This is a genomic window from Rhodococcus sp. 06-470-2 (assembly GCF_002258235.1).
In the GTDB taxonomy this organism is placed as follows: domain Bacteria; phylum Actinomycetota; class Actinomycetes; order Mycobacteriales; family Mycobacteriaceae; genus Rhodococcoides.
In genome coordinates this window covers 226,377-252,105 of record NZ_NOYB01000024.1, presented here as the reverse complement: position 1 = coordinate 252,105, position 25,729 = coordinate 226,377, and the positions used below count along the sequence as shown (strand labels likewise).

Sequence of the window (25,729 nt, the reverse complement as noted above, 5' to 3'; positions counted from 1 at the left end):
TTACCGCTCGACTTGCATGTGTTAAGCACGCCGCCAGCGTTCGTCCTGAGCCAGGATCAAACTCTCCGTAAAAGACTCTCGATCAACAGCCGAAACTGCAAATCAGTCATAAACATAAAGAGTCAAATCACTAGCAAAAAAACTCAACTAGCATTTAAAACAACACCCGACAACAACCACCACAAGCGGATGGCTGATACATCGAATGCTTTCACCAAAATAATTTCGGCACTGACATTCATCGACACACTGTTGAGTTCTCAAAGAACACGCACACACCGTCGCTACCGTTTGCACGGTAGCTTCGGGGCTTACACGCTCGAACCCCAGGCATGGCTGATACCATCTCGCCTTGCCTGGGTTGTTCAGTGCACACTCCGTACAACCTCGTTGTCCCAGTCCGTGAAGACCGGGTCGGTGTCCGTGTCGCTCTGACTCGACAAAAGTTACGCGAAGACCAACGCTTACGCAAATCGCCTGGTCAGATGTAATTTTCGTGTGAACATCTGCCGCCGGACTCGGTCAGACGATCGCGACGGCGTCGATTTCGACCAACATTTCTTCTCGTGGCAGGCCCGTGAACACTGTCGTGCGGCTCGGTAGGACGTCCCCCGAGGTATGTGCCGACACGAACTGTCCGTAGGCGTCGTTCATGGTGGAGAAGTCTTCGCGCTTGGTCAGATAGACCCTCAGCATGACGACGTCGTCGAATGTCGCACCGCTGGCCTCGACGATGGCCTTGACGTTCTCGAGAGTGCGGGTCGTCTGTGCGGCAACATCGCCTGGGTACAGGTACTCGCTGGTGACCGGGTCGACCGGTCCCTGCCCCGAGACCTGAACGAACGGTCCCTTCCGGACTCCTTGAGAAAAGGTGTGAGCCGGTGCGGGCGCGTCTGTGGTGCGGATTTTGATCTTTTCACTCATTGTGTTCCTTCCGTCGAGCTCTCGTCCTGTGTCTTGCGGTCCTGGGCTTCTCGCGGTCGCCAGCCCAATCCCTCGGAGATCGCGGCCGCGGCGCGCTGTACTTCGGGGAGTGTTGCCAGGACCTGTTGGTGATCGAGCACCATGTCGGGAACAGACATCGACACCGCTGCCACGACCTCGCCGGTTCCGTCGCGCACTGCGCAGCCGATGCAGTTGACGAACGACTCGTGCTCCTCGCGGTCCTCGGCGAACCCCTGCTCACGCACGAGGTCGAGCTCGCGCAGATAGCGCTCGGCCGTCGTGATCGTTCGTTCGGTGAACGGTGTGTATGTGATGCCGTGTGCAATCTGCGCTCGTTCTGCCTCGGGACGGGCCGAGACCAGAACCTTCCCCACAGCTGTGCAGTGGAGTGGTGCGGGCTTTCCGATTCGCGAATACATCCGCACACTCTGTTGGGCGTCGAACTTGTCGATATAGATCACGACGCCTGCCTCGTAGGTGGCGAGGTGGACGGTCTGACCGGTGATCGAGTTCAGTTCGGCCAGATGCGGCCGCGCGATGCTCCGAACGTCGCGCTGTTCGAGCGCTCGGTTGGCGAGCTCGAACAGCCTGGATCCGAGCTGATAGCGGTGATCCACGTCGTGCTGGACGAATCTGTCGGCTTCCAACGTGCGCAGCAGGCGCAGCACGGTCGTCTTGTGAACCTCGAGGACCGACGCCAACTCGTCGAGTGAACGCGGGCCGTCGCCGAGCAAGCCGAGGAGTGTCATCGCTCGCGCGAGACTTTGACTCACTGCAATACCCCCGAGTGACGCGCGGTGGTGACTGCGTAGTCCAGCCTCGCCCAGTCGGCGTCGTGCAGTTCGGCCAGTTCGATCAGCACCGCCAGGGGCAGCACCGAGGCGATGTCACCGTGCCCGGTCAAGGCACCCGCCGCGCAGAGATGCCCGAACCGAACGCACTCGACGGAACTCCTACCCAACATCAGTCCGGTCAGATACCCGCCCGCGAACGCGTCTCCGGCACCGATCTTTTCGACTACGTCGAGCTTCAGCGCCGGTACGTCGACCCGAGAGGTTCCCTCGAACGCCGTCACGGTGTGCGCGTCGTTCTTGATCACCAGATGGCGTGGCTGCGGGAACATCTCGCGCAGCTCGGCGGGATCGGATGTGCCGAACACCAGCGCAGCTTCGTCGGCCCCCATGGACACCACATCGCTTCCCCGAACATGTTCCCCGAGCACATCTGCAGCTGCGTCCGGCCGAGACTTCCACAGCGCCGGCCGATAGTTCAGATCGAAGCTGACGACGGTGGGTAGATCCATCAGGGACCTCGTCAGATCGGCCGCGGTATCGGAGATCGCCACGGTGATCCCGGTGAAGTGGATCAAGTCGGCACGAGCAACCAAGGTCGCCGCACGCCCGTCGATGTCTCCCGGCGACAGGGCGCTCGCAGCCGAGCCGGCACGGAAGTACGTCATGGCACTGTCTCCGCACGCGAGGTCGTGTCGATCATCGGAACCCGAGCCGCGTTGCTTCACATACATGCCCGTGGGTCGCGCGTCGTCGACCGTCACACCGGAGGTGTCGACACCTGCCGTGTCCAATTGGCCGACGAGGTACCGGCCGAATCCGTCGTCGCCCACTCTCGAGATCCACGATGCATCGACGCCCAGTTGACCGAACACCCTTGCCACGTTGGCTTCGGCGCCACCGGCCGTGCGATGGAAGGTGTCCGAATTCTCCAGTGGGCCAGGCTCGGCGACCAGAACGACGAGGCCTTCGCCTACGCACACCGCTCGTGGTGCTTTCACGTCGATCTCCTCGAACTCTTGCGGGAACGCTGGCTTTCGTTGCAGACTACAAATCATAAACACATTGCGCAACTAGCGTTGCACAATACGCAACGCTTTCGATTTCGAGACCCAGGAGACGACCGTGATCGACACCGATGCCGTCGAGGCACTCAGCCGGCGAGTGCTCGGACCCGAGCACAAGGCGCTGCCACCCAGGTCGTGGGGGCACACCATCGAGAGCTTTCTCGCCACGTCGCCACGACTCTCCGAGTTCACGACGCCCGTACTCACTCTCGACAGCGCACGCATCGCGTCGAACATCTCGGTCATGGCCGAGTGGTCGGCGCGCGCGGGAGTGCTGCTCGCGCCCCACGGCAAGACGTCGATGGCCCCTCAACTGTGGAAACAGCAACTCGATGCGGGAAGCTGGGCGATCACCCTCGCAACCGGATGGCAGGTTCAGGCAGCGCGTGCGTTCGGGGTCGAACGGGTCGTTCTCGCCAATGCCGAGATCGATCCTGTCGCACTGACATGGATTGCGGCCGAACTGGATTCGCATCCGACATTCGAGTTCTATTGCTGGGCGGACAGCGTCGCGACGGTGCACGAGATGGACCGCATCCTGGCGGCGCAGGGAACACGCTCCATCCCGGTCATCGTCGAACTCGGTGGCCCGCACGGTCGCACCGGAGCGCGGACGACCGACGAGGCGATCGCGGTCGCTCGTGCCATCGCGTCGTCGCCGCGGCTGACCCTGGCCGGGGTCGGCGGCTACGAGGGCGCACTCAGCCACGACCGGACCGACAGCGGCCTCGCGGCGGTTCGGACCTACCTCGACAACGTCGCCACCCTTCATCGCGCGCTCGATGCCGAAGGGTTGTACGGCGACCATGCGATCGTGACCGCCGGCGGTAGCGCCTACCAGGACCTGGTTGTCGAGCGGTTGCACTCCCTCACCACCGGCGAGGGGGTACCTACCGACGTGGTGCTGCGCTCCGGTGCCTATGTGGTGCACGACGACGGCTTCTACTCGCAGATCTCACCACTGACTCCCGCCCGCACCGACGCGCCGCTGATGTCTGCGATGCACGGATGGGCTCGGACGGTATCCCGGCCGGAACCCGGTCTCGCGCTGCTCGATGCAGGCAAGCGGGACTTTCCGTTCGACGAAGGTCTGCCGGTCCCCCAGCTGGTTCGAGGAACCGAAACCCTCGATTCCGGTGCCGCGGTCACAGCGCTGAACGATCAACACGCGTTCCTTCGCCTACCGGCCGAGGACGCCGCGGCGCTGCCGGTCGGATCGGTGGTGCGGTTGGGCCTGTCTCACCCGTGCACCGCCTTCGACAAATGGCGTCTGGTTCCCGTCGTCGACGACGCCGATGGCGACGATCCCCGCGTCGTCGATCTCGTGCACACATTCTTCTAGAAAGCCGAAACCCTTGTCCGATATCCTCATTCGAGGTGCCGACGTCATCGACGGCACCGGGTCACCGCGGCAGCGTCGTGACGTTCTCGTACGCGACGGTCTCATCGCCTCGGTCGCCGAACCCGGCACCGTTCGCGGTGCCGACAGAATCGTCGACGCCACCGAGGGGCACGTCCTGTCCCCCGGGTTCATCGACATGCACGCCCATTCCGATCTGCGTCTGCTGACCGACCCCGACCACTTCCCGAAGATCAGTCAGGGCGTCACCACCGAAGTCATCGGACAGGACGGAATCGCCTACGCTCCGATCGACGACGCGACGCTCGATGTGGTCCGGCGTCAGATCGCCGGATGGAACGGCAATCCCGTCGACCTCGACTTTTCGTGGCGTTCGGTCTCGGAGTACCTCGCTCGCCTCGACCAGGGCATCACTCCGAACGCTGCCTATCTCGTTCCCCAGGGAACACTGCGATACCTCGCGGTCGGCCCTGATCAGCGACCTGCTTCGCCGTCCGAGATCGCCCACATGCAGCAGTTGTTGGCACAGGGGCTGCAGGAGGGTGCCGTCGGGATGTCGAGCGGTTTGACGTACACGCCCGGAATGTACGCGGACACAAGCGAATTACGAGCGTTGTGCGAGGTCGTCGCCGACTTCGGTGGGTTCTATGCGCCGCACACTCGGTCCTACGGCGCGGGCGCGCTCGACGCGTATCAGGAGATGCTCGATCTCTCCGAGCAGACGGGATGTGCGCTGCATCTGACTCACGCGACGATGAACTTCGGCGTCAATCGGGGCCGGGCACGCGAGTTCTTGGACCGCGTCGACTCGGCGATCGCGAACGGCTGCGACGTCACCCTCGACACGTATCCCTACCTGCCCGGAGCCACCACCTTGTCTGCGCTGCTTCCGAGTTGGGCGATGTCGGGTGGCCCGGACCGCGCGCTGGAACGACTCGACGATCCGGACATGCGTCGACGCATCGCACGAGATGTCGATGTCAACGGGTCCGACGGCTGCCATGGCGTCACCGTCGAGTGGGAGACCATCCAGCTCAGCGGGGTCGCGAACCCCGACCTCGATCGGTACGTCGGACGCACGATGTCCGACATCGCGTCCGAGGCGGGTAGGTCCCCGGTGGACGTGTTCTTCGACTTTCTTCGACGAGACGCGCTGGCCACCACCATCCTGCAGCACGTCGGACACGAGGAGAACGTGCGCGAGATCATGGCGCATCCACGCCATATGGGCGGCAGCGACGCGATCCTGGTCGGCGAGAAGCCGCACCCGCGCGCCTGGGGAACGTTCCCCCGCTACCTGGGTCACTACGCGCGAGACGAGCAGTTGCTGTCACTGGAGGACTGCGTCAATCACCTGACCGGCCGTCCCGCTGAGCGACTCCGCCTGCGCGCCCGCGGCACGATCGCCGAAGGGTACGCAGCCGATCTCGTCCTGTTCGACCCGGCCACCGTCCGCGACACCGCCACGTTCGAGAACCCGAAACAACAGGCCCAAGGCATCAGCCACGTCATGGTCAACGGCGCGTTCGCCATCGACGAGCATCGCCCCACTCATTCTCTGGCAGGCCACGCCCTGCGGATGAACCCCACCGGAAGGCAAACATCGTGAACGCCATGACGACCATTCTCGAGGATCGCACACTGTCGGTGGTGCGCGCCCCGCACATCTCGGATTCTGCTGCGTTGGCAGATGCGCTCGCGCGCGGAGGAATTCGCGCGCTCGAGCTGACCTTCACCACGCCCGGCGTCCTCGCGCTGATCCGCGCGGCATCGGACGCAGGTGCAGTCGTCGGGGCGGGCACGGTCCTGACCGCCGACCAAGCCCGGTCCGCGATCGACGCCGGGGCGCACTTCGTCGTGACACCCGGGCTGCGTCCCGACGTTGCCGCGATCGTCACCGACGCCGGAGTCCCGCTGATGATGGGCGCACTCACCCCGTCCGAGGTGATGACCGCCCTCGATCTCGGAGCCGATGCCGTGAAGATATTTCCGGCTCGGACCGTCGGGCCCGCGTATTTCAAGGATCTGCTCGGCCCCTTCCCCGACGCACAACTCGTTCCGTCCGGCGGAGTCAACGCGGGCAACGCTGCTCAGTTCCTGACATCAGGTGCCGTCGCAGTGACTGCAGGTACCGATGTGGTCCCACCGGCGTCGGTCGCGGCCGCCCAGTGGGACGACATCACCGTGCGAGCGCAGGCGTTCGTGGCGGCTATCAGTGCACACATCAAGGAAGGCTCGTCATGAATTCTGTCGTCGACTGGCTCAGGACCTCGACTCCTGGTCTACTCGTACTGTGCGGCATCGCAATTGCCGTACTGCTCGTAGTCATCATCAAGGTCAAGCTCGAACCGTTCATCGCACTTCTCATCGTCGGCCTCGGATTGGCTCTGGCTGCCGGTTTGCCCGTCAACGAGATAGTCGGCACCGCGATCAAGAGCAACGAGTCGCTTCTCGAAACCGGGTTCGGCGGCATCCTCGGGCACATCGCAGTCATCATCGGACTGGGAACGGTCCTGGGGGCGATTCTCGAAAAGTCGGGTGGTGCACAGGCTTTGACCGCCAAACTACTCGGGATCTTCGGCGAACGCGGAGCACCCATCGCAATGGGACTGCTGGGGCTGATCTTCGGTATCCCCGTCTTCTTCGACATCGGCATCTTCGTGCTGGCACCGCTGGTGTACGTGGCGGCGCGTCAAGGCGGAAAGTCGTTGGTGCTCTATGCGCTGCCGATGCTGGCCGGGTTGTCCATGACGCACGCCTTCCTGCCGCCACACCCAGGTCCGGTCGCCCTCGGCGGGTTGCTCGAGGTGAACCTGGGCTGGCTCATCCTGTTCGGATTCATTTGCGGGATACCAGGATTCATCGCCGCCGGCCTGGTCTGGGGTAACTGGATCGGTAAACGCGTCATCGTCGACGTCCCCGAGGACTTCATCAACGACGGCGACGACGCAAGCACCACCGAGAGTGGAGGCGCAGGCACGGTCGCAATTAAGCGCCCGGTCGTCACGACGCCGCCGTCGGTGGGCACGATCGGAGCGATCATTGCCGTTCCACTGGTCCTGATCCTCGGGGCCACGTTCGGCAGCATTCTGCTCGATCCCGGAAACCTCCTCGAAGTACTCACCTTCTTCGGCACACCGGCCGTCGCGCTGCTCATCGCAGTTCTGATCGCGTTCTACGTTCTGGGCATTCGACGCGGATCGACAGTCCAGGAACTCAGCAAGCTGACCGGAGAGTCACTTCGTCCGGTGGGCATGCTGTTGCTGGTCGTCGGAGCTGGTGCGTTCTTCGGGAAGGTCATCTCGGCCACGGGTATCGGCACGGCGTTGGCCGACACCATGGCAGCCGCGGGCCTACCGATCATCGTCTTGGCCTACATCATCAGCTGCGCCCTGCGCGTGGCGCAGGGCTCGGCCACAGTGGCCATCGTGACGACCGGTGGAATCGTCGGACCCCTGGTAGCGGCGCAGGACTACTCGGCTCCGGCCGTCGCGCTCATCGCCATGGCCATCGCGGCGGGCTCGATCATCGCCAGCCACGTCAACGACGGCGGATTCTGGATCATCGCGAAGTTCTTCAACCTCACCGTCAAGCAGACACTGCAGACGTGGACGGTCCTCGAGACGATTCTGTCCGTGGTCAGCTTCGCCGTCGCGGGGATTCTGTTCGCAATCATCGCCTAGAGCCGGTGGCGCGATTCAGTGGCCCGAACAGCAGTGAATCGCGCCTCTGCGCCTATGGTGTCATTCAGTCGCGCCACTGTGTCCGCACTTGATCGCCGACGAAGTGCGTGTTCTCGGCAGACATCTCCCGGCTCCCCGACCGCCCGACGAGGTCGTCGATCCGATCGTCCAGGCTGTGCGCGCGGGCCATAGCGTCGGAGGTGCGTGCCTCGGTCTCCGAGGACTCGACCACGTTCGCGAGCCGAACCAGCGCAGCCACCCGTCCGGTCAACTGTTTCCACACCACTTCCAGTGCGACACGGCGGGATTCGACCTGTGCTGCTGTCTCCTCGTCGACCATCGTTTCACCGATCCGATTCAACTCGGTCGCTACCGTATGCAACGAGGTGGCATCGACCGAGATCTCGGTGAGTTCGACGAACAGGTCCAGCTGTTTGCGTTGGATCTCGAAGTACGTCGACTGCCATGCCGGCGACCGACGCACCCGATCGAACGCCGTGCCGGCAAGGAACAGCAGGGTGTCGTAACGATCGACGAAGCGGTCGTCCTTTCGATCCACGAACTGATCCACCACTCCTGTCGCCCACTCGACCCTGTCGGCCACCGGAGTTCTGCGCGCCAGCGTGCTCACCCGATCCGTGGCCGCGTCCACCAGCGAGAGGCCACGCTCGGCGATCGGGCCGAACTTCTGTGGTGCAGGCGTTTTCGTCAACGCATCGAAGATCGCGTCCCGCTGGTCCAGGTCCAGATGCACACCTTCCCTGCGCTCTTTGCGCGCCGCGCGTACCCCGGTGGCGTAGTGGCGATTCGACATCACCACGGTGGTGCGGTGGTGATTGACTCGTTTGGTCAACTCTGCAGCACGGAGTTTGTACACGAGCGCAGATCCGGGCTTGTTCGTCGTGTCCTTGCCGAGCCAGCGATCGCGCTCGTCCACCAGATTGCGCAGTGCGCCGAATCCTCCGATCGACGGCAGCGAGCGTCCGGCATGCCATCGGCCGACGAGGACTGCTCGGGTGGCCTCGTCCACTCGTCCGGCCGCGATGGCGACAGCCGCCGCGTCGGACAGCTGGTCGGAGCGACCGGGCAGCCGGCAGTCGGCACAGCGGCGATGGACCTCGTCGTCGAACCGGGCACGCTGATCGGCCGACTCACTGCGATCGAACTCGGACATCGTCTCTCCTAGGTCGCGCCGAATCGCCGGCGTCGTCGACGGATCGCTCGCCATCGAGTGTTCCAGAAGGTCAGATAAGTCCGCGCAACGATTGTTCGGTCTGCGGCTTCTTCTCCGCCAACAGGCTGCGCGCCACGTCGAGCCCCTCCCAGACGTTCCACATGAGCACGCCCCGGACGACGGCATCGTCGTCGAGGTAGTAGACGACGCCTTCCTTCCCCACCGATTTCCAGTCCTCGACGACGGTCAGCGTCGTGGACACCGTGCCGATCGCTTGATAGCCGTCGTCGTACACGTCGGAGTAGAAGTACGGGGTGTACGTGTAGGGATCTGCGGCACCGGCCATGTTGCGTCCGGCGGCCTTGCCCATCTCGGTCGCATTGTCGACATGCTCTATGCGTCGGCGTCCGAGAATGGCGTCGGGGTAGTTCGCCACGTCACCGGCGGCGTAGACGCGTTCGTCCTCGGTGCGAAGAAACTCGTCGACGATCACGCCGTCGTCGACTGCCAGCCCCGCAGCCTCGGCCAGTTCCGTGTCGGGTCGCACACCGAGTCCGAACACGACTCCGTCCGCCTCCACGGTCGAACCGTCGTCGAGTTGCAGTTGCACGCGCGCCGACGCCTCGGCTCCGGAAACGACCCTCGTTCCTCGGCGCACGGTCACACCGTGGCCGGCGAAACCCTTGTCGAAGCCGGCTGCCAGGCTCTGCGGAAACATGTGTCCGCCGAGCACGGAGTCCGACGTGACGAGTGTGACCTTCACATCCTGGAGAGACAGCGCAGCTGCAATCTCGGTGCCGATGTATCCGCCGCCGACCACGGCGATGTGGTCGGCGGTCTTCGTCAGTTCACGCAGCGCCCGGTAGTCGGCGAAGGTGCGGAAGTACACCACACGCGGGCTGGGGGTCAGTTCGATGCGCGTCGGCGTCGCCCCCGTTGCCAGGAGCAGCTTTCCGTACTCGTGGGTGTCTCCGGATTCCGTGGTGACCGACGAGTTCGAGCGGTCGACCGATATCACTCGAGTTCCGGTGTGCACCGATGCGTCGGTGTCGGACGCAGTGTCGAGCGAGACCTGATCGCGGCCGAATTCCGGGTCGGTCCACAGCTTCTTCGACAGCGCCGGCCGGGTGTACGGCGCATCGGGGTCCGCGCCGAGTATTCCGATGGAGCCCGTCGCGTCCTGCTCGCGGATTCCGCGAGCTGCGCTGTCCGCAACCATTCCCCCACCGATGATCAGGTAGTCGTAACGCATCGTTCACTCCTCGAAAGTCGACGTATCCGCTCCGCGGCTACCCGGAACATCGCGAGAAGAATCCTTCGAGCCGTTCCGTCCGAAGAACCCGCAGGTAGCGGAACCGACCGGACTGTATGCAGCATCACACCCCGAAGAGGTTGGCCCAGGCCCGTCGAGTGGGCATGTTGGTTTGGGCGACGAAACATCGTTTTTACTCGGATGGAGCTGTAACGGTTCCGGCCGACCGAACGACTCACACCTCAGGACGCGAACAAAAGGAGACGATGTGACTGTTCAGATCGATTCGCTCGCAATTGGCACCGACAGTGCCGACATCGCGACAGCTGACGTCGACCAGCTCTTCGACGAAGTTTCAACGCTGGACGCCACCATCCTCGACGCCATCGAGCGTCGCACCCGGCTGGCGCGCACGCTTGCTGCGGCAACGCCCGGCACCACCGAGTCGGACGAGGCATCCGACCCCTACGCAGATCTCGGCAACGACGGCCACGTCTTCTCGCGCATGCTGTCGCGCCTCGCGCAGATCACGCGATAGCTAGCAGATCACGCGATAGCGACACGCCCCCTTCAGCTTCGCAGCCCGCGACCCCGTCGAGCACCCGCTCGGCGGGGTCGCGTCGTGTCGGCACATCTTCACCCGATGACTTTTCGGATCGACAGCTGTCAGTACGAGCAAGACCGTTGTTCGACGGTTCGACGCAGCAGGTTCTTCACGGAAAAGGTGTGTACCCATGTCACGTTTGTTGTTCGCCAACATGCCCGTTCGCGACGTCGTCGCCACCCGCGCATTCTTCGAGGGTCTCGGATTCGAGTTCAACGACATGTTCAGCGACGAGAACACCGCTTCCATGATCGTCAGCGACCAGGCGACGGTGATGTTCCTGGCCACCGCGCGATTCGAGGACTTCATCTCGGACTCGATCTGCGACACCGGCTCGGCCCGAGAGGTGCTGATGTGCATCTCGGCCGACAGCCGCCAAGAGGTCGATTCGCTCACCGACGCGGCGATCGCCGCGGGTGGATCGAAGTGGATGGAACCACAGGACCACGGGTTCATGTACGGAAGGGCGTTCCGAGATCTCGACAATCATGTGTGGGAAGTGATGTGGATGGATCCGTCCGCCGTCTCGGAGAGCTGACCGACCTTTGTTCTAGAGGTGGTCGGGCAATCCGAATCGATCGAACAGAGTCAGATCGAAGAAGCAGGCCACATGCCCGACCCCTCTGGCATCGACATCGAGCACGTGCAGCTGGAACGGCCGGTGCACACCGTCCTCACCCAGCATGTACAACCCGTACGCCGGTTGTCCGTTGGCAGACGTCGACACCATCCGCATATCGCCCGCGCCGTTTGCCGGGCAGTTGTTGCGGATGAGCGATCCGATCGTCTCGCCGCCCTGGTACCACCCGACGAACGGCGGCATCTCCCACACCGCGTCGGTGGTGAACAACGTGACCAGCCGGTCGATGTCGTAGGCCTCGAAACAGTCCACGTACTGGGCGAGCAGTTGCTGCAGTTCTGCCGATTCGATCGGCTCGATGTCGTCCAAATTGGGCGCGATCTCGTCGAGGCGCTCCCTGGCTCGCTGCAGGAGGCTGTTGACCGCGGTCGTCGTCGTGGCGAGAACCTCGGCAACTTCCGACGCTTTCCACTGCAACACTTCGCGCATCAGCAGCACCGCGCGTTGTCGCGACGACAGATGTTGCAAGGAGGCGACGAAGGCGAGCCGCACGGATTCCTTCGCCACCACGATCGATGCGGGATCACTCGCATCCGCCAGATCGGAATCTGCAATCGGCTCCAACCACGGAATCTCGTTGTTCTGCACGAGTTCGTCGGTGGGGCCTGAACTCGGCGCACCCAAGCCCGTCGGCAGGGGACGCTTCGCCCGGCCGTCCAGAGCGGTGAGACAGGTGTTGGTTGCGATTCGGTACAGCCATGTGCGCAGGGACGAACGGCCCTCGTACTTTGCGTACCCCCGCCAGGCGCGAATGTACGTCTCCTGCAACAGGTCCTCGGCATCGTGGATCGACCCGGTCATGCGATAGCAGTGCGCGAGCAACTCACGACGGAAGGGATCGAACTGCTCGACGAAGTCGTCCTTCTGTTCCGAAGCCACGGTCATGCGGTAGAGCGTAAACCGCACACAGTCACGCCACAGCTCGAATGCGCGCCGCCGACAGGATCGGCGGTACTTCTGCGTTAACCTCGGCATCGTGACATCGGCAACGAGTATCGACGACTTGGTCGAAGAGCTGTACCTGCAGCGTCGTCGAGCGTGGGAAGCCGCTCTCGTCACCGCGCAGAATTTCCTCGAGACCATCGCCGACGAGATTCTCGAGGACGTCGATCGAGACCGACTGAATGCGCAGACGGCACGCATCAAGGACCCGGGCAGATCGGCCGACAAGCTGCGCCGCTATCTGTCCGAGGGCCGCATCACCGAGCCGACCGACGCCGATGCCGTCGCCGAGGCTCTGCCCGATCTCGTCGGCGTCAAGGTGCTCTGCAAGACCCCGCGCGATCAGCTGACGTTCGTCGCTGCTCTCGAGCGTGCGTGCAACGACCCGGAATGCTCTGTTCGGTTCGCGCAACCACCGACCGATTACGTCGCCTTTCCCAAGCCGAGTGGCTATCGCGCGTACCACGCGGTGCTGGTCGTCCGAGTCGCAACGCATCAGGGTGATCTCGATGTGAAAGTGGAAGTTCAGGTCAAGACGCGCTTGCAGGACGCCTGGGGCGAGCTGACCCACGAAGACATGTACAAGCCCGGTGAGGCGCTCAAGCCGACCAAGAAGCACACCGACTACGCCGCACACATGGCCCACCTGCTCGATCAGGTGGATGCGATGGCCGACGATCTGGCCGCGCAGCTCGACTCGTTGACGGCCGCGTCGAAGGACGGGGGTGTGCTCGCGGCCGACCCGATACCGAAGGACCCGGACTTCATCAGCGCCAGGGTCACCCGTACCGGTCCACGCTATGCACTCGCCGTCGGACCGGACGGCCGTAGGGGCCTCGTTCCCGCTCGATCGGTGAAAGCAGTCATCGGCTCGACCGACCGGATCGCCGTCGACGATTACCTCGAAGTCGGCGACTTCATCGATGTGGTGGTCGAGGACTCCGAGGATGCGCTCTACTACCACCTCACCTCGCAGCCGCCGCGCCGCAAACCAGCGAAGAAGCGCAAGCGCTGACCGGCGGTTCTCAGGAACATCTCACGTCGGTCCGGTAGACATGCCTTCTCGTGACCACTACCGAGAAATCCACGGTCGTCACCGATGCCGACAGTGTCGACACAGCGACCGACGAAACAGCCACCACAGACCGGCGCTCGGCGTTCCGTTCCGCCGAGACGCTGGTGCCGGTCGTCTCCTTCGCCGTGCTGGCGACCCTGTATTCGGTGATGTCCGTCCTCGGCCATCGCCAGCTCCGTACGTCCGGATTCGACCTGGGGATATTCGTCCAACAGATCGCGTCGTACTCGCAGTTTCGCGCGCCGACATCCGACCTGCTCGGCACCGGCTACAACACGCTCGGCGATCACTTCTCGCCCATCACCGCGTTGCTGGGGCCCCTCTACCGACTGTTCCCGCACGCCGAGACACTGCTGATCGCACAAGCGGTGCTGTTCGCGCTCGCAGTAATTCCGATCAGCCGACTGGCGGTACAGAAATTCGGCACGGTCGTGGGCATCGTGACGGCCGCGGCGTTCGGACTGTCGTGGGGCGTGCAGGCCGCGCTGAACTTCGATTTCCACGAGGTGGCGTTCGCGATGCCCCTGCTGGCCATGTCGATGGTCGCGCTGGTCCGACAGCATTGGCTGCCGGCCCTGGCCTGGGCTCTACCGTTGGTGTTCGTCAAAGAGGACATGGGCCTTACGGTGATCGTCATCGGGGCGTTGGTGGCGCTGTGGACGACCGGCCGAACGCGCCTTGCGGGGGCCCTGACTGCTGTGTGGGGATTGACCTGGGTAGTGCTCGCGGTCAAGGTGATCATCCCGGCCCTCAGCTCGGACAACTCGTACGATCAGGGCTCAAAGCTGCCTCCGCTCGGCGAGGGCATAGCCGACACCGCGCACGGTCTGGTTGCCGGCGATTCACGGGCGGCCACAGCATTTCTGCTTCTCGCGGTCACCGGCTTCTTCGCCCTGAGATCGCCACTGCTCCTGGTCGCGGTCCCGACGGTCGCATGGCGCTTTCTCAGCGACAACACCAACTTTTGGAAACCGATCTACCACTACAACGCGATCCTGATGGTCATCGTGTTCGTCGCCCTGCTCGACGCGTTGGCGCGTAGCCACCGCCACGGTCAGCTCACCGAACGTGGCCGGAAGCTGATCGTCGCGTTCGTGGCAGCCTTCGCGGTCATCGCGCTGCCGTTCCTGCCCATGTCACGTGTGGTGCACGCGCAGGAATGGACGATCGATCCGCAGGCCGCGACCGCACGAGAGATCTCCGAGTGGATTCCCGCCGGTGATCGGGTTGCGGCGTCGAACAATCTCGTGGCTCAACTCGTCGCCGACCACGAGGTCTCGGTCTTTCCGCAGCGTACGACCGATTCGACCGTCCCGGATTGGATCGTCGTCAACCGGCAACGACCTGCGGGGTGGCCGACGGACGAGACCGGCGACCGTCAGGCGATCGACCGGGCGCTGGCGAGCGGATACGACGTCGTGTTCTCCGTCGACGGAATCGAGGTCCTGCACCGCGAGTGAGTGGCCCCGATTAGTGTTCGAACGAGTCGACCTCCCAGTCGGCTCACAAGACGACTACCGCAAGGCAGGTACAGGACATCGACGCTCGAACCGGCGATCTCGGCGCCACCAAGACCGCATCGAAGCGCTCACCGTGGAATCGGAAGAATCCCTATCGCGCGCAGATTCTGGGCAACCGACGTCTCTCCGGCCCCACGTCGGCCAAGGAAGTTCGACACTTCTCGATCGCGCTCGGCGAGAGCGGCATCGCCTACGAGGCCGGCGACGGATTCGGCGTCAAACCCGTCAACGACGCAGCGCTGGTCTCGGCCGTGATCGAGCGTCTCGGAGTGCCCGCCGACACCGCTGTCCACACCAAATCCGGTGAGATCACCCTGGCGGATGCCTTGACCACGGACTACGAGATCGGCATCCCGTCCATGGATCTGATCGAGGCCGTGGCCGAACGCGCCGGTGACGCCGAGCTCGATCACGTTCTGCAGAACGGCGACCGCGCGTCGTTCGACGCCTGGACGTGGGGTCGGGACGTCGTGGACGTTCTCGACCTCGATCGGTCGGGAGCGTTCGATCCAGCCGAGTTCCTCGGACTGCTGCGACCACTGCAACACCGGGTGTACTCGATTTCCTCGTCCCCGATCGCGCACGAGGGCACCGTGCATCTGACCGTGTCCACGGTCCGATATCGGTCCGCCGAGCGTGATCGCGGCGGCGTCTGCTCGACGTATCTGGCCGACCGCGTCGGGGAGCAACAGCGAGCCGGGGTGTTCCTGTCGGCCAACAAATCGTTCCGCCTTCCATCCGACGACACCCCGATCATCATGATCGGGCCGGGAACCGGAGTGGCACCGTTCCGAGCTTTTCTGCACGAGCGTCGAGCCCGGGGCGCAACAGGCGAGAACTGGCTGTTCTTCGGCGATCAGCATCGAGCGAGCGACTTCCTGTACGAGGACGAACTGGTCGATTTCGAGCGGGACGGTCTGCTGACTCGACTCGATCTGGCCTTCTCCCGCGACCAGCCCCAGAAGATCTATGTTCAGCACCGCATGCGTGCGGCAGGCAAGGAGCTGTACGGGTGGCTCGAAGCGGGTGCGCTGATCTACGTGTGCGGTGATGCGGCTCGGATGGCCAAGAGCGTCGACGAGGCACTGCACGAGATCGTCGCCGAGCACGGTGGCCGCTCCCCCGACGCCGCCGAGGACTACGTCAACGACCTCAAGCGATCCAAGCGCTACCTTCGCGACGTCTACTGACCCAGGTTCTTGTCGGACCCTCTCGCTACGGTCTCGGATACAGGCATCAGTTCTCGTCCGAGAAGAGGGTTCGCATCGTGACCGCATTGCAGAACGGCCATTTCGACTCCGCCACCGCGCTTGCGTGGGCCACGTTCACCGAAAACCTGCACTCCCGTCTTCGGACCCTGCCGAGACGGGACTACATCACGGTTTCCGCTGCCCAGGCGAGCCCCGGTGAGCGCGGATTGCGGCCGTACATCGACGTGGCAGCGACGGACGGCGGCGTGCTGGTGTCGGTGGCAGCGCTGCCGTCACTGCTGTACCCGGATGCCCCGGACGCAACGGCCATGGATGTGCAGCTCCTCGACTTCGGTTGGCTGGATCGAGGCAAGCCGGTCGCAGACGGGTCGATCATCGATCTCACGCGCACCGACACCCGAGCAGATGCAGCGCTCGTCGCGGAGATGATCACTCGCGCGTTCCGGGAGCTCTGGAACGTCCCACATCCGTCGTTCCTGAGCGTGTGGAGCGTCGCGGCCGACGCTGCGTCGTCGGGACCGGTCGACCTGCAGCGCGGGTTCGTCGGTCGCACGTCCGGCACAACGACCGAAAGCCCGTCGGAGACATCCGAGGACGTGCCTGCCGAGCTGAGGTCACTGCAAGCGTTGTGCCAGTTGGTCGGTCGACGCGTCGATGCGCACACCGTTCGATCGGTGTGCGCCGACGGCGATATCGACGCGCTGAAAGCGCGAGCTCTGTCGCTGCATCGATCGGCCGCCGTTCGGGCTCGCCCCTCCGCCGACGCGACTGGCAACAACGTCGGGGTATGGAAGAACCTGGCCCGCACATGGCTTCTGGTCGCACACAGCATGGACGTCATGACGAGGGCAGACCGGCATGCGTGCCGGTGACGAACACGATCGAACGAGCTACAGGATCTTTCGGCGCAGCCCGCTCGCCCGCAGCACCTGACGTTCGACGCCCGCGCGGATGGCCTCCTCGGTACCGATCACTCGAACGTGCGATCGTGCGCGGGTGATGGCGGTGTACAGCAGTTCTCGCGTCAACAGTGTCGATGCCTCGGCCGGCAGCAGAACCGAGACCGTGTCGTACTGACTGCCTTGGCTGCGGTGGATCGTCATTGCGTACACGGTGTGTACCGAGGAGAGCACATTCGGGTGAATCAACACGTGGCCGCGACCTCGAGCGAACGCCGCCATCGGAGTCCCGTTGTCTCCCAACACCACAACGCCGGTATCTCCGTTGTAGATCCTCGCCTCGTGGTCGTTGGCCGTAACCAACAACGGCTGACCGGGGTACCACAGCGAAGGGTCGAGAAATGTTCCGGTGCCTTCTCCTACCCACTCCATCGCTTGCCGGTCCCACCGCGAGACTCCCCATCGCCCCTCGCGGTGCGCGCACAGGAGGCGATGTTTCTCGAGCCCGAGCAGTGCTTCGGTGGCATCCCCGCGTACGGCGGCGGCGGTGACCTCGGCTGCGGTGTCGATCACGTCCGAACGTAGAGCGTCGACGTCGTCGGGGCTCTGAAACGAAATCTCCTCCGCGCCGGATTCGAGCAACGCCATCACATCGTCGGCCCGGCCGTCCCTGACGGCCACGGCCAAGCGAGCGATGGCTCCGCCGAAGCGTCGGCCACGACTGAGCCGAACGACGCCGCCGCGCAATCGGTCTCGCTCGAACGCGCTCAGCGCCGCTTCTTCGGGATCCTCGGCGGCGGCGAAGTCCGCGTCGACGAGCTGAGCCAGAACCGGGTTCTCCGTGCCGGTGACGGGCCTGGCCACCAGATCGGCCAGCACCGCGCCTGCATCGACCGACGTCAGCTGGTCCGGGTCGCCGACGAGAATCAACCGAGACTCGGGACGTACGGCTTCGAGCAGCCGACACATCATCGTCAGAGACACCATCGAGGTTTCGTCGACGACGACGACGTCGTAGGGCAGCCGATTGTCCGCATCGTGCCGAAACCGCGTCTTGCTTCCGGGCTTCCATCCCAGAAGTCGGTGCAGCGTCATTGCTTTCAGGTCCGCAGGAAGTCCGAGGAGCCCGGCTTGTTCGGACACGGATTCCTGCAGTCGGGCTGCGGCCTTACCGGTGGGTGCGGCCAGTCCGATGCGCAGATCGCTGCCGTGTTCGCGTACGAGGAGCGCCAGAATTCTCGCTACGGTGTGGGTCTTTCCGGTTCCGGGTCCGCCGGCGATGACCGTGGTCCATTGCGTCGCTGCCAGAGCCGCCGCTATTCGCTGCCGATCGGGGGCGGCCGTGGGTGCACCCGATCCATCCACGAACAGCGCGGCCAAGGCCCCGCCGATCTCGACGGCATCGGCGGGCGGGTGGGATTGCGAACGCACGTCGAGGAGATCCCGAACGGTGCTCTCCTGCAGATGGTATCGGTCCAGATACAGCAGCTCACCCTGATCGGTGTCGACCAGTTTCAGCGGCCTCAACGGCCCATTCGAGCTGCCGACCACCAGTGGACTCACCCTCAGCGCTCGGAGCACGTCGTCGAGCTCGGGCCACGGGAGTGCGCTCGGATCGACGTCCGAATCCTCGTCGACGGTGACGTCTTGCAGTCGTCGCAGATCCAGGCACACCGAGCCGGATCGCACCGAGCGCACCGTCAGAGCGGTGGCGAGCAGCACGTGCTCCGACGATTCCCCGGCCAGGGCACCGAGGCGCAACGCAACGTGCACGTCGGATGCCGACAGCACACCCACGTCGTTGAACGTACGTAGAATTCCACTGCCGCGCAGCGCAATCGAGACACCGGTCATCGGCTCACCCTGCCCGCGAGCAGATCCGACAGCTCGACCACCAGAGCTGCGGGCGGATCCCAGTCGAACACTCCGCATCCGGCGGGAGTCTGCGGTCCGACCATGCCCCGCACGAACAGGTATCGGATGCCGCCGAGATGTAGTTGCGGGTCGTAGTTCGATTGACGCCATCGTAGATATCGATGCAGCGCAACGGCATACAGGATTGCCTGCAGCGGATAATGCGAGCGGATCATTTCCTGGGCCATCTTCTCGCGGGTGAAGTTGCCGGTGGTCAGATCGCCTCTCGCGATTCGATTCGTCTTGTAGTCCACCACGACGTATCGAGGTCCGGCCACGCGCAGAACCGAATCGATGCTCCCGGTGAGGAAGCCGCGAAGCGGTGTTGCCTCGAGATCGTCGAGCAGATCTGCGTAGGACGCGAGCACGTCCGTCGGATCGAGATGGCGACGCAACAGGCGCGCCACGGACTTCAGCGTGACATTCTCAGCCACCGGATCGTCTCCGCCGGCCAAGGGCAGCTCGAAGTCGAGCTCTGCCAGATGGTCGCACGGCGCTACGTCGGCCAGCGTCCCGAAACCCAATGGTGTCTGCATCACCGGTAACAGAGCCTGGGCCAACGCCATCGGATCGACCTCCGCCATTCGCGACGCGACCGCCGCAGCGCAGCGACCTTCGAGTTCCGCGAGCAGGTCCGGTGCGGACGTGTCGACGTGTTCGAGAGCCTCGTGGACGAGCGTTCCGAACGCCGCACCGGCAGGCATGCCGTTCATCGGTGACGCGATTCCGTCCAGCTGTTCGTCGATGTACTCGCTTCCTGGATAGTCGCCGCCGACCGACGTCTCGGCGGGCTCGTCCGTCTTCCCGGGATGCTCGGCCTCGCTGGTCACTCCTACTTCGAGCCGGCCGGGCGCGGCGTCGTGAGCATGAGCTGTCAACGCGGAGTACGACGTCCGACGCCACAGCAGGTCGAGGGTTCGATCGAAGCGTGCGGCGGCAACGTCGAGGTGCGGTTGCTCGGGACGAATCCAATGTGCAGTGGACGGCTCACCGGGCCCCACCGGTTCGACCGAGATGAGCCCGGCTGCCGACCCGACCCAGGATTGGAGCCGGTTCGCGGTCGTCGCGTCGTCGAGAACCTTGTACGACGGCTCGGGCAGAGCGATTCCGGGGATGCGTCCGAACAGCATGCGGTGCAGCGAGGAGGTCGCGGTGTTTCGGCCCGGTGCCCACCACAGCACGATCCGGCACTCGGCGCGGGTGAGACCGACGTAGAGCAATCGCAGTTCCTCGCCTGCCTCCTCCTGATCGTTGAGGATCTTCCTGGCCGCATACCCCGCCCCGGACGGTCCGCCGACGTCTCGGATTCGCTTGCCGTTCTCGTGCAGCAACAGCGTCGACGGCTTGCTGAAGAACAATGTGTCCCAGGCGTAGGGCAGGTAGACGACCGGGAATTCGAGCCCTTTGCTTCCGTGTGTCGTCATGATCTGCACTGCTGCGGAATCGCTGTCCAGTCGACGGCTCCGGTCGGTCGACCCGCCCGCTGCCGGTTCCTTGATGCGGTCGGTCAGCCAGCGAGTGAGGGCGGTGATTCCGTAGGACTCGGATACCGCTGCGCGATTGAGCAATTGGGCGATGTGTCGCAGATCGGTCATCGTGCGCTCACCGGATTCGACCGCGAGCAGCCTTGCATCGAGTCCGGACTGGGCCGACACGCGCTCGAAGACTGCTGCGAACCCGGCCTCGTCGAACAGCACCGAATACTCGCGCAGACGACTGCTGACCTGGGACAGCGCGTCCTCGGCTCCGGAGTCGAGTTGCGCGGCGGTCCACCCGAGCAGCGGAGTCAAAGCGGCCAGACGTACGCGATCGGTGCGATGAGGTTGCTCGATCGCCTGCAGCAACCACAGCCAGTGTCGGGCACTCTCGGTGCCGAACACGCTGGTGCTGCTCGATACCACGGACGGCACCCCGACCGCGTCGAGCGCGTCCCGAATCAACGCCACCTGCTTGGTCGTTCGGGTCAACACGGCAATGTCCCGCGGTTCGATCACCCGAGGGCCGTCGGGACGCTCGATCACGGCATGTCCGGACAGCAGCTCGACGATGTCCGCCGCAACGTCCGCCGCAACCCGGGATCGGAGGCGGTCGACCGCGGGAAAACCCTGCCGCAGTGGACCAGCGCCGGTTCGGGGAAGATAGCGCAGCCTCAGGGGAGGATGTCCAACCATGCGCGAGAGAGGGTTTCGAGCCTCGACTCGGTGCACCACGATGTCGTCGTGACCGAGGGCTGCGCCCCCGTACAGATGATGCAGGGCGTCGAGCAGCCCCGAATCACTACGCCAGTTGGCAGTGAGCTCGTAGAGGTGGTCCGCGGTCTGCACCGCGTCGAGGTAACTCAGTACCTCGGCTCCACGGAACGCGTAGATGGCCTGCTTCGGATCGCCGACGAGGATGAGCGTGGTGAATCCGTGAAACGCCCGCCGCAGAATGTCCCATTGCATGGGGTCGGTGTCCTGGAATTCGTCGATGAGCACGACGCGGAATCGGTCTCTCACTCGGGCGCAAGCGGCCTCGCCGTGGACGGGGTCGGACAAAACCGAATGCAGAAGTCCCAGCAGATCGTTGTAGTCACGCACCCCGAGCAGGCGTTTGCGACGTTCGATTTCCCGGCGCGCTTCCCTGGCGAACCGCACACGCAGTCCAGGCTCGCGGTTGCTGTCGTCCAGGTCCTCGATGTCGGGGTACAGAATCGACTGCGGGTCACCCACGGCCGCCAACGCCAACTGCTGAGCGTCCCGCCTACCGAATGCCGGCGCCTCGTCGTCACCGCTGAACATCTGCAGATACAGGTCGTCCACGACCTGTTCGAGCAGGTCCGAAACCGATTCGACGAAGGCCGATTCCGGTTCGCGTTCGCCCGCGATGCCGAGCCCGTCGAGCATGCGCTGGCAGAAACTGTGAGTGGTGACGATGGTTCCGGCGTCGAAGTCCGACAGTGCCCGTCGCAACCGGCGACGCCGCCGGTCCACTTCGGCGTCGTCGACTTCTGCCAGAAACGCCACGAGTGGATCCCGAGATGCGCGAGCGGTGTCCGGATCTGCCAGGTCCCGGGCGATCGAGGCGAACCTGCTGCGGGTGCGGTCTCGGAGTTCCTGGGTCGCGGCCCGACTGAACGTCACCAGAAGCAGGTCCGAGATCTCGGCGATCCCTTCGGCGATGTAGCGCGCGGCCAATCCCACGATCGCGTACGTCTTGCCGGTCCCGGCGCTGGCTTCGAGGACGGTAGTTCCGGTCGGCATCGGACCGAGCAGGTCGAAACCGCGGGCGGCAGTCATGCGTTCCCCATGTTCTCGGCGGTCAGCAACGGGTCCCACAGCTTTCGAGCGAGAATTCCGAAGCGGCTCTTCTCGTTCGACGGCTCGGTCTCGTCGGCATGCGGGGTCGCGGCGAGCAACGTCTGGAACGACAGTGTCGACCCATGGACGTAGCGCAGCGACCGGTCGGTCCCGTCGCCGAAGTCACCCCGCCACGCCCACGTGGCCGACTCATAGCCGTCCTCGATGGTTCCGCCACCGAAGCGCTTCTCCGCGTAGGCCGACGCGGTACCGGTCGATATCGGCAGCGGCGAGGTCATTCCGCGATCACGCAGGTCCACCAGGTCACGCAGCACGGATGCGGGGTCCCGCGGGGCGGTCAACCGCGAGCGACGAGGCGGGCGCATCCCGCTCGCTCGGCCGATGGTGACGGCGCTCCACTCCCCTGGCTGGGATGCGGCCACCGCCAGCAACCGCACCCACGCGGCCAGTCGATGTTTGGCGGCCAGGCGCGAGTAGGACGATCTCGCCAGCGTGCGGCCGTGAATTCCGGTGACGGTGCCGGTCAGGCGGCGTCCGTCACCGAGATCGACCGCGACGTCGACGGTCTCGGCCGGCCCCTCGTGGAAGGGAGCGGCCGCGTCGGCGATGATTCCGACGATCTGCCGGATGTCGGACATCTCTCTGCGGCCCTGATGGAACGGAGGAAGGGTGCCGCGCCGCCACTCGGCGTCCGCGAATTCCCCGATGTCCCCACCGGCGAGCACTGCCGCGAGCATTCGATCACCGATGTCCCACCGGGACAACGGGTCCAGCTCGATGTCCAGACTGTCCGCCAGGTCGTCCTCGAGCTCCGGAACTCGAAATCCGAGCCGTTGCCGTAGAAATGCCTGCACCGGGTTCTCGACGAAGGCGATCAGTTCGGCGAGCTCGACGTCCCCGCGCTCGGCCGGAGGTAGTGCGTGGAGCAGAAACGGTGCCACCGGATCGGGCGTCCGCTGCTGGGAGACCGCTCCGGCCAGGGCAACGGTGTCGAAGCTGAACGGGTGTTCGGCTTCGAAGTTGTGCGGATCGAACGGCTGCAGCGGATGCCGGTGTTCGACGCTTGCGCCCGCAGTCACCTCGAGCACGTCCATCAACTCTCGCAGCGGTATCGCGGGCGGCTTGGCGGACCCGTCGACGGGGTCTGCTCCGGTGTAGAACAAGAGCAGCTTCTCCTCGGCGGACATCACCGCGTCGAGGAGGAGTTGTCGGTCCTCACTGCGGATATCTCGTTCGCCGACGGCCGGATCACGGGCGAGGATGTCGTCTCCGTCGGTACTGCCCACTCGGGGGAACACCTCGTCGTCGAGCCCGAGCAACACCACCACTCGGTGCGGCACCGAGCGCATCGGCACCATGGTGCACACGGTCAGTTCGCCGGTGCGAAAGTTCGCACGGGTGGGTCGACCGGCCAGTCTGCCGGCCAACATGGCGCGCACGTCCGCGAGCCGTAGCTCGGCGGTGCCGCCGTGTTCGGTGGCGTCGGAGATCTCTCGATGTGCCTGTGCCAGTTGCCATTCGTCGGCGGTGGGCACGTCTGCGAGGAGATCGAGGGCGCGTCCCAGCTGCCGCGTCCATTCGGTCACCGATGCCGGACCGGCAAGTGCGCGGAGCACCGAGGCAAGCCGATCGACGAGCTCGGCGAAGCGGCCGGCGAGGGTGATGTCGTTGCTGTCGACGTCGTCGAGAGGCAGCGCGAGGTCGAGGTATTCGTTACGAGTCTCGTCCGCGGCCACTCCCAGCAGGATGCGGTCGAGCGCAGATTTGAATGTGTTCTGGCGAAAACCGTTCAAGCCGTATGCTTCTCGTTGCCGAACCGTCAGTCCCCAGCGAGCACCGGAGCTCGCCACCCACTCGCGCAGGCGCTCGAGATCGTCGTCGGTGAACGAGAACTTCTCCCGCACCGGGCCGCTCGCAGCGAAGTCCAACAGCTCGCTCGCCGTCACCCGCCCCTCCGAGAAATCCAGCACCGTGGCGATGACATCGAGGACGGGGTTGGTGCGGCGCAGGCCTCGATCGGCCAGGCGCACCCGCAACCGGTGTCCAGGATGCACCAGCGCCGCCTGCCCGAAGTTCGCACGGATCAGCGGCGCATAGGTCTCGACATCCGGACACATGACCAGCACGTCCCGTGGTTCGAGCGTCGGGTCGCCGGCGAACAGATGCAACAACGACTCGCGCAGCACTTCGACCTGTCGAGCAGGTCCGTGACAGGCGTGAATCTGCATCGATCCGTCGACGAACGTTGTGCCGTCGTCGAATTCGGGAGACGGAGGCGAATCGGCGGTGATGTCGTCTTGAATTCGACCGAGCAGGGTGTTCGCCGTTTCCGGGCCCTGGTGATGCACGGTGTTCGTCGCCACCGACGCGATGGTGGCCTGGAGTTCTCGCACGTCTCGCGAGAGGCCGGCCAGCAGTGGGTGCTCGACGGCCAGAGCCGTCGTATCGTCTCGTCGGCGCGTCACCGCCGGAATCTCGGCGAGGGTGCGCCACATCGACGGGCTGGGATGCGGAACCCAGACGTGCACATCCCGAGCCTGCGACAGTGCACTCAGTATCTCGAGCTGATCGGTGGTTAGCCGGGTCGGACCGAACACCGACAACCGGCTCGGTAGGTCCACCGACTCCGGTGCATCCCTGAGTCGCGCGCAGGTCTGCGGCAGTCGTTCGGCCGGGCTCGGGCTGCCGATCCGCTCGCGCATCGCGGCCCACACCCGCGGTTGCCACAGCAGGTCCTCGTCGAGATCGCCGCCGTGGCCGTCGGTGAAACGCCCGTCGTACCAGTCGCGCAGCATCTGGGGACGTTGTGATCCGTAAGTGCGAAACAGTTCTGCCACATGCGAAGCCGTCGACCAGCGGCGTCCCACCCGGTGATCCTCGGAACCGGCACCGAGGTGCTTGAACAGAACGGCCGCCCAGGGTTCGGTTCGGCACTCGTCGATCACCTCCAGCGCCGTCCAGAGAACCCGGCCAGGAGCCCACGGATCATCGTCGGGGTCGATGTCGTCGACCGCCGCGATGGCGCGCGATACCAATCGCGTCGGGCTCGGGAAGTCGATGTTCGCGGCGATGCCGTCGCCGTGCGAACCGCCCAGGGTGCTCGACAGTCGCTGGGTGAGCCAACGCTCGACGCCCTTCGCCGGGACCGACACAATCTCGGGTACGAACGGATCGTCCAACGGAACGGACAGGATCTCGGCGAGTGCAGCCGCGAGTGTTCCGGCGCGTTCGGCGCGGTGGAGCGTCAACACCGTTGCGGTCCCCTGCCTGCTCGTATCGGTGCCCGATTTCGGACTCGTGACGACCCTACTCGAGCCACCGACAGATTCTGCGCGATGAGTCGGGCCGCCGGA

18 protein-coding genes, 1 rRNA gene and 1 pseudogene are annotated in these 25,729 nt (G+C 64.6%); 10 read left to right on the top strand and 10 right to left on the bottom strand.

The window, feature by feature from the left end:
- The 4 genes from CH276_RS13760 to CH276_RS13745 all read right to left on the bottom strand — a co-directional run.
- Positions 1 to 72, bottom strand: a 16S ribosomal RNA gene (locus tag CH276_RS13760); the annotation flags it as partial.
- A gap of 450 nt (positions 73 to 522) precedes the next feature.
- Complete coding sequence (locus CH276_RS13755; RefSeq protein ID WP_094630686.1) at positions 523 to 924, bottom strand: RidA family protein; 402 nt, start codon at positions 922 to 924, stop codon at positions 523 to 525.
- Positions 921 to 1,718, bottom strand: a complete 798-nt coding sequence (locus CH276_RS13750) for an IclR family transcriptional regulator (protein ID WP_094630687.1) — start codon at positions 1,716 to 1,718, stop codon at positions 921 to 923. Before CH276_RS13750 ends, CH276_RS13755 begins: the two co-directional genes overlap by 4 nt.
- Positions 1,715 to 2,737 (bottom strand): sugar kinase, encoded by a 1,023-nt coding sequence (locus tag CH276_RS13745; protein WP_254924219.1) that lies wholly within the window; start codon positions 2,735 to 2,737, stop codon positions 1,715 to 1,717. The genes CH276_RS13750 and CH276_RS13745 overlap by 4 nt, the downstream gene beginning before the upstream one ends.
- Before the next feature lie 124 nt (positions 2,738 to 2,861).
- Between CH276_RS13745 and CH276_RS13740 the strand changes: the two genes are divergently transcribed.
- From CH276_RS13740 to CH276_RS13725, 4 genes are read left to right on the top strand one after another with little or no spacing between them, the layout of a single operon-like run.
- The gene (locus CH276_RS13740; RefSeq protein ID WP_094630688.1) at positions 2,862 to 4,145 is read left to right on the top strand and encodes an alanine racemase; all 1,284 of its coding nucleotides are present in this window, start codon (positions 2,862 to 2,864) and stop codon (positions 4,143 to 4,145) included.
- Between the two features lie 13 nt (positions 4,146 to 4,158).
- Positions 4,159 to 5,772 carry an N-acyl-D-amino-acid deacylase family protein gene (locus CH276_RS13735; protein WP_254924220.1) on the top strand — a complete coding sequence of 538 codons (1,614 nt, stop codon included), beginning with the start codon at positions 4,159 to 4,161 and terminating at the stop codon, positions 5,770 to 5,772.
- Positions 5,773 to 5,777: 5 nt separating this feature from the next.
- On the top strand, positions 5,778 to 6,407 hold the full coding sequence (locus tag CH276_RS13730) for a bifunctional 4-hydroxy-2-oxoglutarate aldolase/2-dehydro-3-deoxy-phosphogluconate aldolase (protein ID WP_094630839.1): 630 nt from the start codon (positions 5,778 to 5,780) through the stop codon (positions 6,405 to 6,407).
- Positions 6,404 to 7,846 (top strand): GntP family permease, encoded by a 1,443-nt coding sequence (locus tag CH276_RS13725; RefSeq protein ID WP_094630690.1) that lies wholly within the window; start codon positions 6,404 to 6,406, stop codon positions 7,844 to 7,846. Before CH276_RS13730 ends, CH276_RS13725 begins: the two co-directional genes overlap by 4 nt.
- Positions 7,847 to 7,910: 64 nt before the next feature.
- Here CH276_RS13725 and CH276_RS13720 read toward each other — a convergent pair whose 3' ends face one another.
- Positions 7,911 to 9,020: a hypothetical protein gene (locus CH276_RS13720; protein ID WP_094630840.1), complete on the bottom strand. Its 1,110-nt coding sequence runs from the start codon at positions 9,018 to 9,020 to the stop codon at positions 7,911 to 7,913.
- Between the two features lie 70 nt (positions 9,021 to 9,090).
- Entirely contained in the window at positions 9,091 to 10,272 is a 1,182-nt protein-coding gene (locus CH276_RS13715; protein ID WP_094630691.1) for an NAD(P)/FAD-dependent oxidoreductase, read from the bottom strand.
- A 268-nt stretch (positions 10,273 to 10,540) separates the two neighbouring features.
- Between CH276_RS13715 and CH276_RS13710 the strand changes: the two genes are divergently transcribed.
- Together CH276_RS13710 and CH276_RS13705 are read left to right on the top strand one after the other, a co-directional pair.
- Positions 10,541 to 10,810, top strand: coding sequence for a hypothetical protein (locus tag CH276_RS13710; RefSeq protein WP_045194358.1), 270 nt, complete (start codon positions 10,541 to 10,543; stop codon positions 10,808 to 10,810).
- Between the two features lie 196 nt (positions 10,811 to 11,006).
- On the top strand, positions 11,007 to 11,414 hold the full coding sequence (locus tag CH276_RS13705) for a VOC family protein (RefSeq protein WP_094630692.1): 408 nt from the start codon (positions 11,007 to 11,009) through the stop codon (positions 11,412 to 11,414).
- 12 nt (positions 11,415 to 11,426) lie between these two features.
- Here the strand turns inward: CH276_RS13705 and CH276_RS13700 are convergent, their stop codons facing one another.
- Positions 11,427 to 12,401: a sigma-70 family RNA polymerase sigma factor gene (locus CH276_RS13700; RefSeq protein WP_094630842.1), complete on the bottom strand. Its 975-nt coding sequence runs from the start codon at positions 12,399 to 12,401 to the stop codon at positions 11,427 to 11,429.
- A gap of 91 nt (positions 12,402 to 12,492) precedes the next feature.
- Between CH276_RS13700 and CH276_RS13695 the strand changes: the two genes are divergently transcribed.
- From CH276_RS13695 to CH276_RS13680, 4 genes and pseudogenes are all read left to right on the top strand, one after another.
- Positions 12,493 to 13,473 (top strand): GTP pyrophosphokinase, encoded by a 981-nt coding sequence (locus tag CH276_RS13695; RefSeq protein ID WP_032395080.1) that lies wholly within the window; start codon positions 12,493 to 12,495, stop codon positions 13,471 to 13,473.
- 50 nt (positions 13,474 to 13,523) lie between these two features.
- Positions 13,524 to 14,993, top strand: coding sequence for a DUF2079 domain-containing protein (locus tag CH276_RS13690; RefSeq protein WP_094630693.1), 1,470 nt, complete (start codon positions 13,524 to 13,526; stop codon positions 14,991 to 14,993).
- A gap of 56 nt (positions 14,994 to 15,049) precedes the next feature.
- A pseudogene (locus tag CH276_RS13685) lies at positions 15,050 to 16,243 on the top strand (sulfite reductase subunit alpha); the annotation flags it as partial.
- 77 nt (positions 16,244 to 16,320) lie between these two features.
- Positions 16,321 to 17,136, top strand: coding sequence for a TY-Chap domain-containing protein (locus CH276_RS13680; protein WP_094630695.1), 816 nt, complete (start codon positions 16,321 to 16,323; stop codon positions 17,134 to 17,136).
- Between the two features lie 18 nt (positions 17,137 to 17,154).
- Here the strand turns inward: CH276_RS13680 and recD are convergent, their stop codons facing one another.
- From recD to recC, 3 genes are read right to left on the bottom strand one after another with little or no spacing between them, the layout of a single operon-like run.
- Positions 17,155 to 19,017: an exodeoxyribonuclease V subunit alpha gene (gene recD, locus CH276_RS13675; protein ID WP_094630696.1), complete on the bottom strand. Its 1,863-nt coding sequence runs from the start codon at positions 19,015 to 19,017 to the stop codon at positions 17,155 to 17,157.
- A complete protein-coding gene (locus CH276_RS13670; protein ID WP_094630697.1) occupies positions 19,014 to 22,355 on the bottom strand; it encodes a UvrD-helicase domain-containing protein in 3,342 nt (1,113 codons plus the stop codon). Before CH276_RS13670 ends, recD begins: the two co-directional genes overlap by 4 nt.
- Positions 22,352 to 25,627 carry an exodeoxyribonuclease V subunit gamma gene (gene recC, locus CH276_RS13665; RefSeq protein WP_094630698.1) on the bottom strand — a complete coding sequence of 1,092 codons (3,276 nt, stop codon included), beginning with the start codon at positions 25,625 to 25,627 and terminating at the stop codon, positions 22,352 to 22,354. The genes CH276_RS13670 and recC overlap by 4 nt, the downstream gene beginning before the upstream one ends.
- Positions 25,628 to 25,729: the final 102 nt, after the last annotated feature.

What these genes read in the sequence shown, in the direction of transcription:
- CH276_RS13700 (WP_094630842.1), bottom strand. Translation starts at nt 12,401, where the DNA reads ATGACCGTGGCTTCGGAACAGAAGGACGACTTCGTCGAGCAGTTCGAT.
- CH276_RS13705 (WP_094630692.1), top strand. Translation starts at nt 11,007, where the DNA reads ATGTCACGTTTGTTGTTCGCCAACATGCCCGTTCGCGACGTCGTCGCC.
- CH276_RS13730 (WP_094630839.1), top strand. Translation starts at nt 5,778, where the DNA reads ATGACGACCATTCTCGAGGATCGCACACTGTCGGTGGTGCGCGCCCCG.
- recD (WP_094630696.1), bottom strand. Translation starts at nt 19,017, where the DNA reads ATGACCGGTGTCTCGATTGCGCTGCGCGGCAGTGGAATTCTACGTACG.
- CH276_RS13670 (WP_094630697.1), bottom strand. Translation starts at nt 22,355, where the DNA reads ATGACTGCCGCCCGCGGTTTCGACCTGCTCGGTCCGATGCCGACCGGA.
- CH276_RS13720 (WP_094630840.1), bottom strand. Translation starts at nt 9,020, where the DNA reads ATGTCCGAGTTCGATCGCAGTGAGTCGGCCGATCAGCGTGCCCGGTTC.
- CH276_RS13725 (WP_094630690.1), top strand. Translation starts at nt 6,404, where the DNA reads ATGAATTCTGTCGTCGACTGGCTCAGGACCTCGACTCCTGGTCTACTC.
- CH276_RS13755 (WP_094630686.1), bottom strand. Translation starts at nt 924, where the DNA reads ATGAGTGAAAAGATCAAAATCCGCACCACAGACGCGCCCGCACCGGCT.
- CH276_RS13715 (WP_094630691.1), bottom strand. Translation starts at nt 10,272, where the DNA reads ATGCGTTACGACTACCTGATCATCGGTGGGGGAATGGTTGCGGACAGC.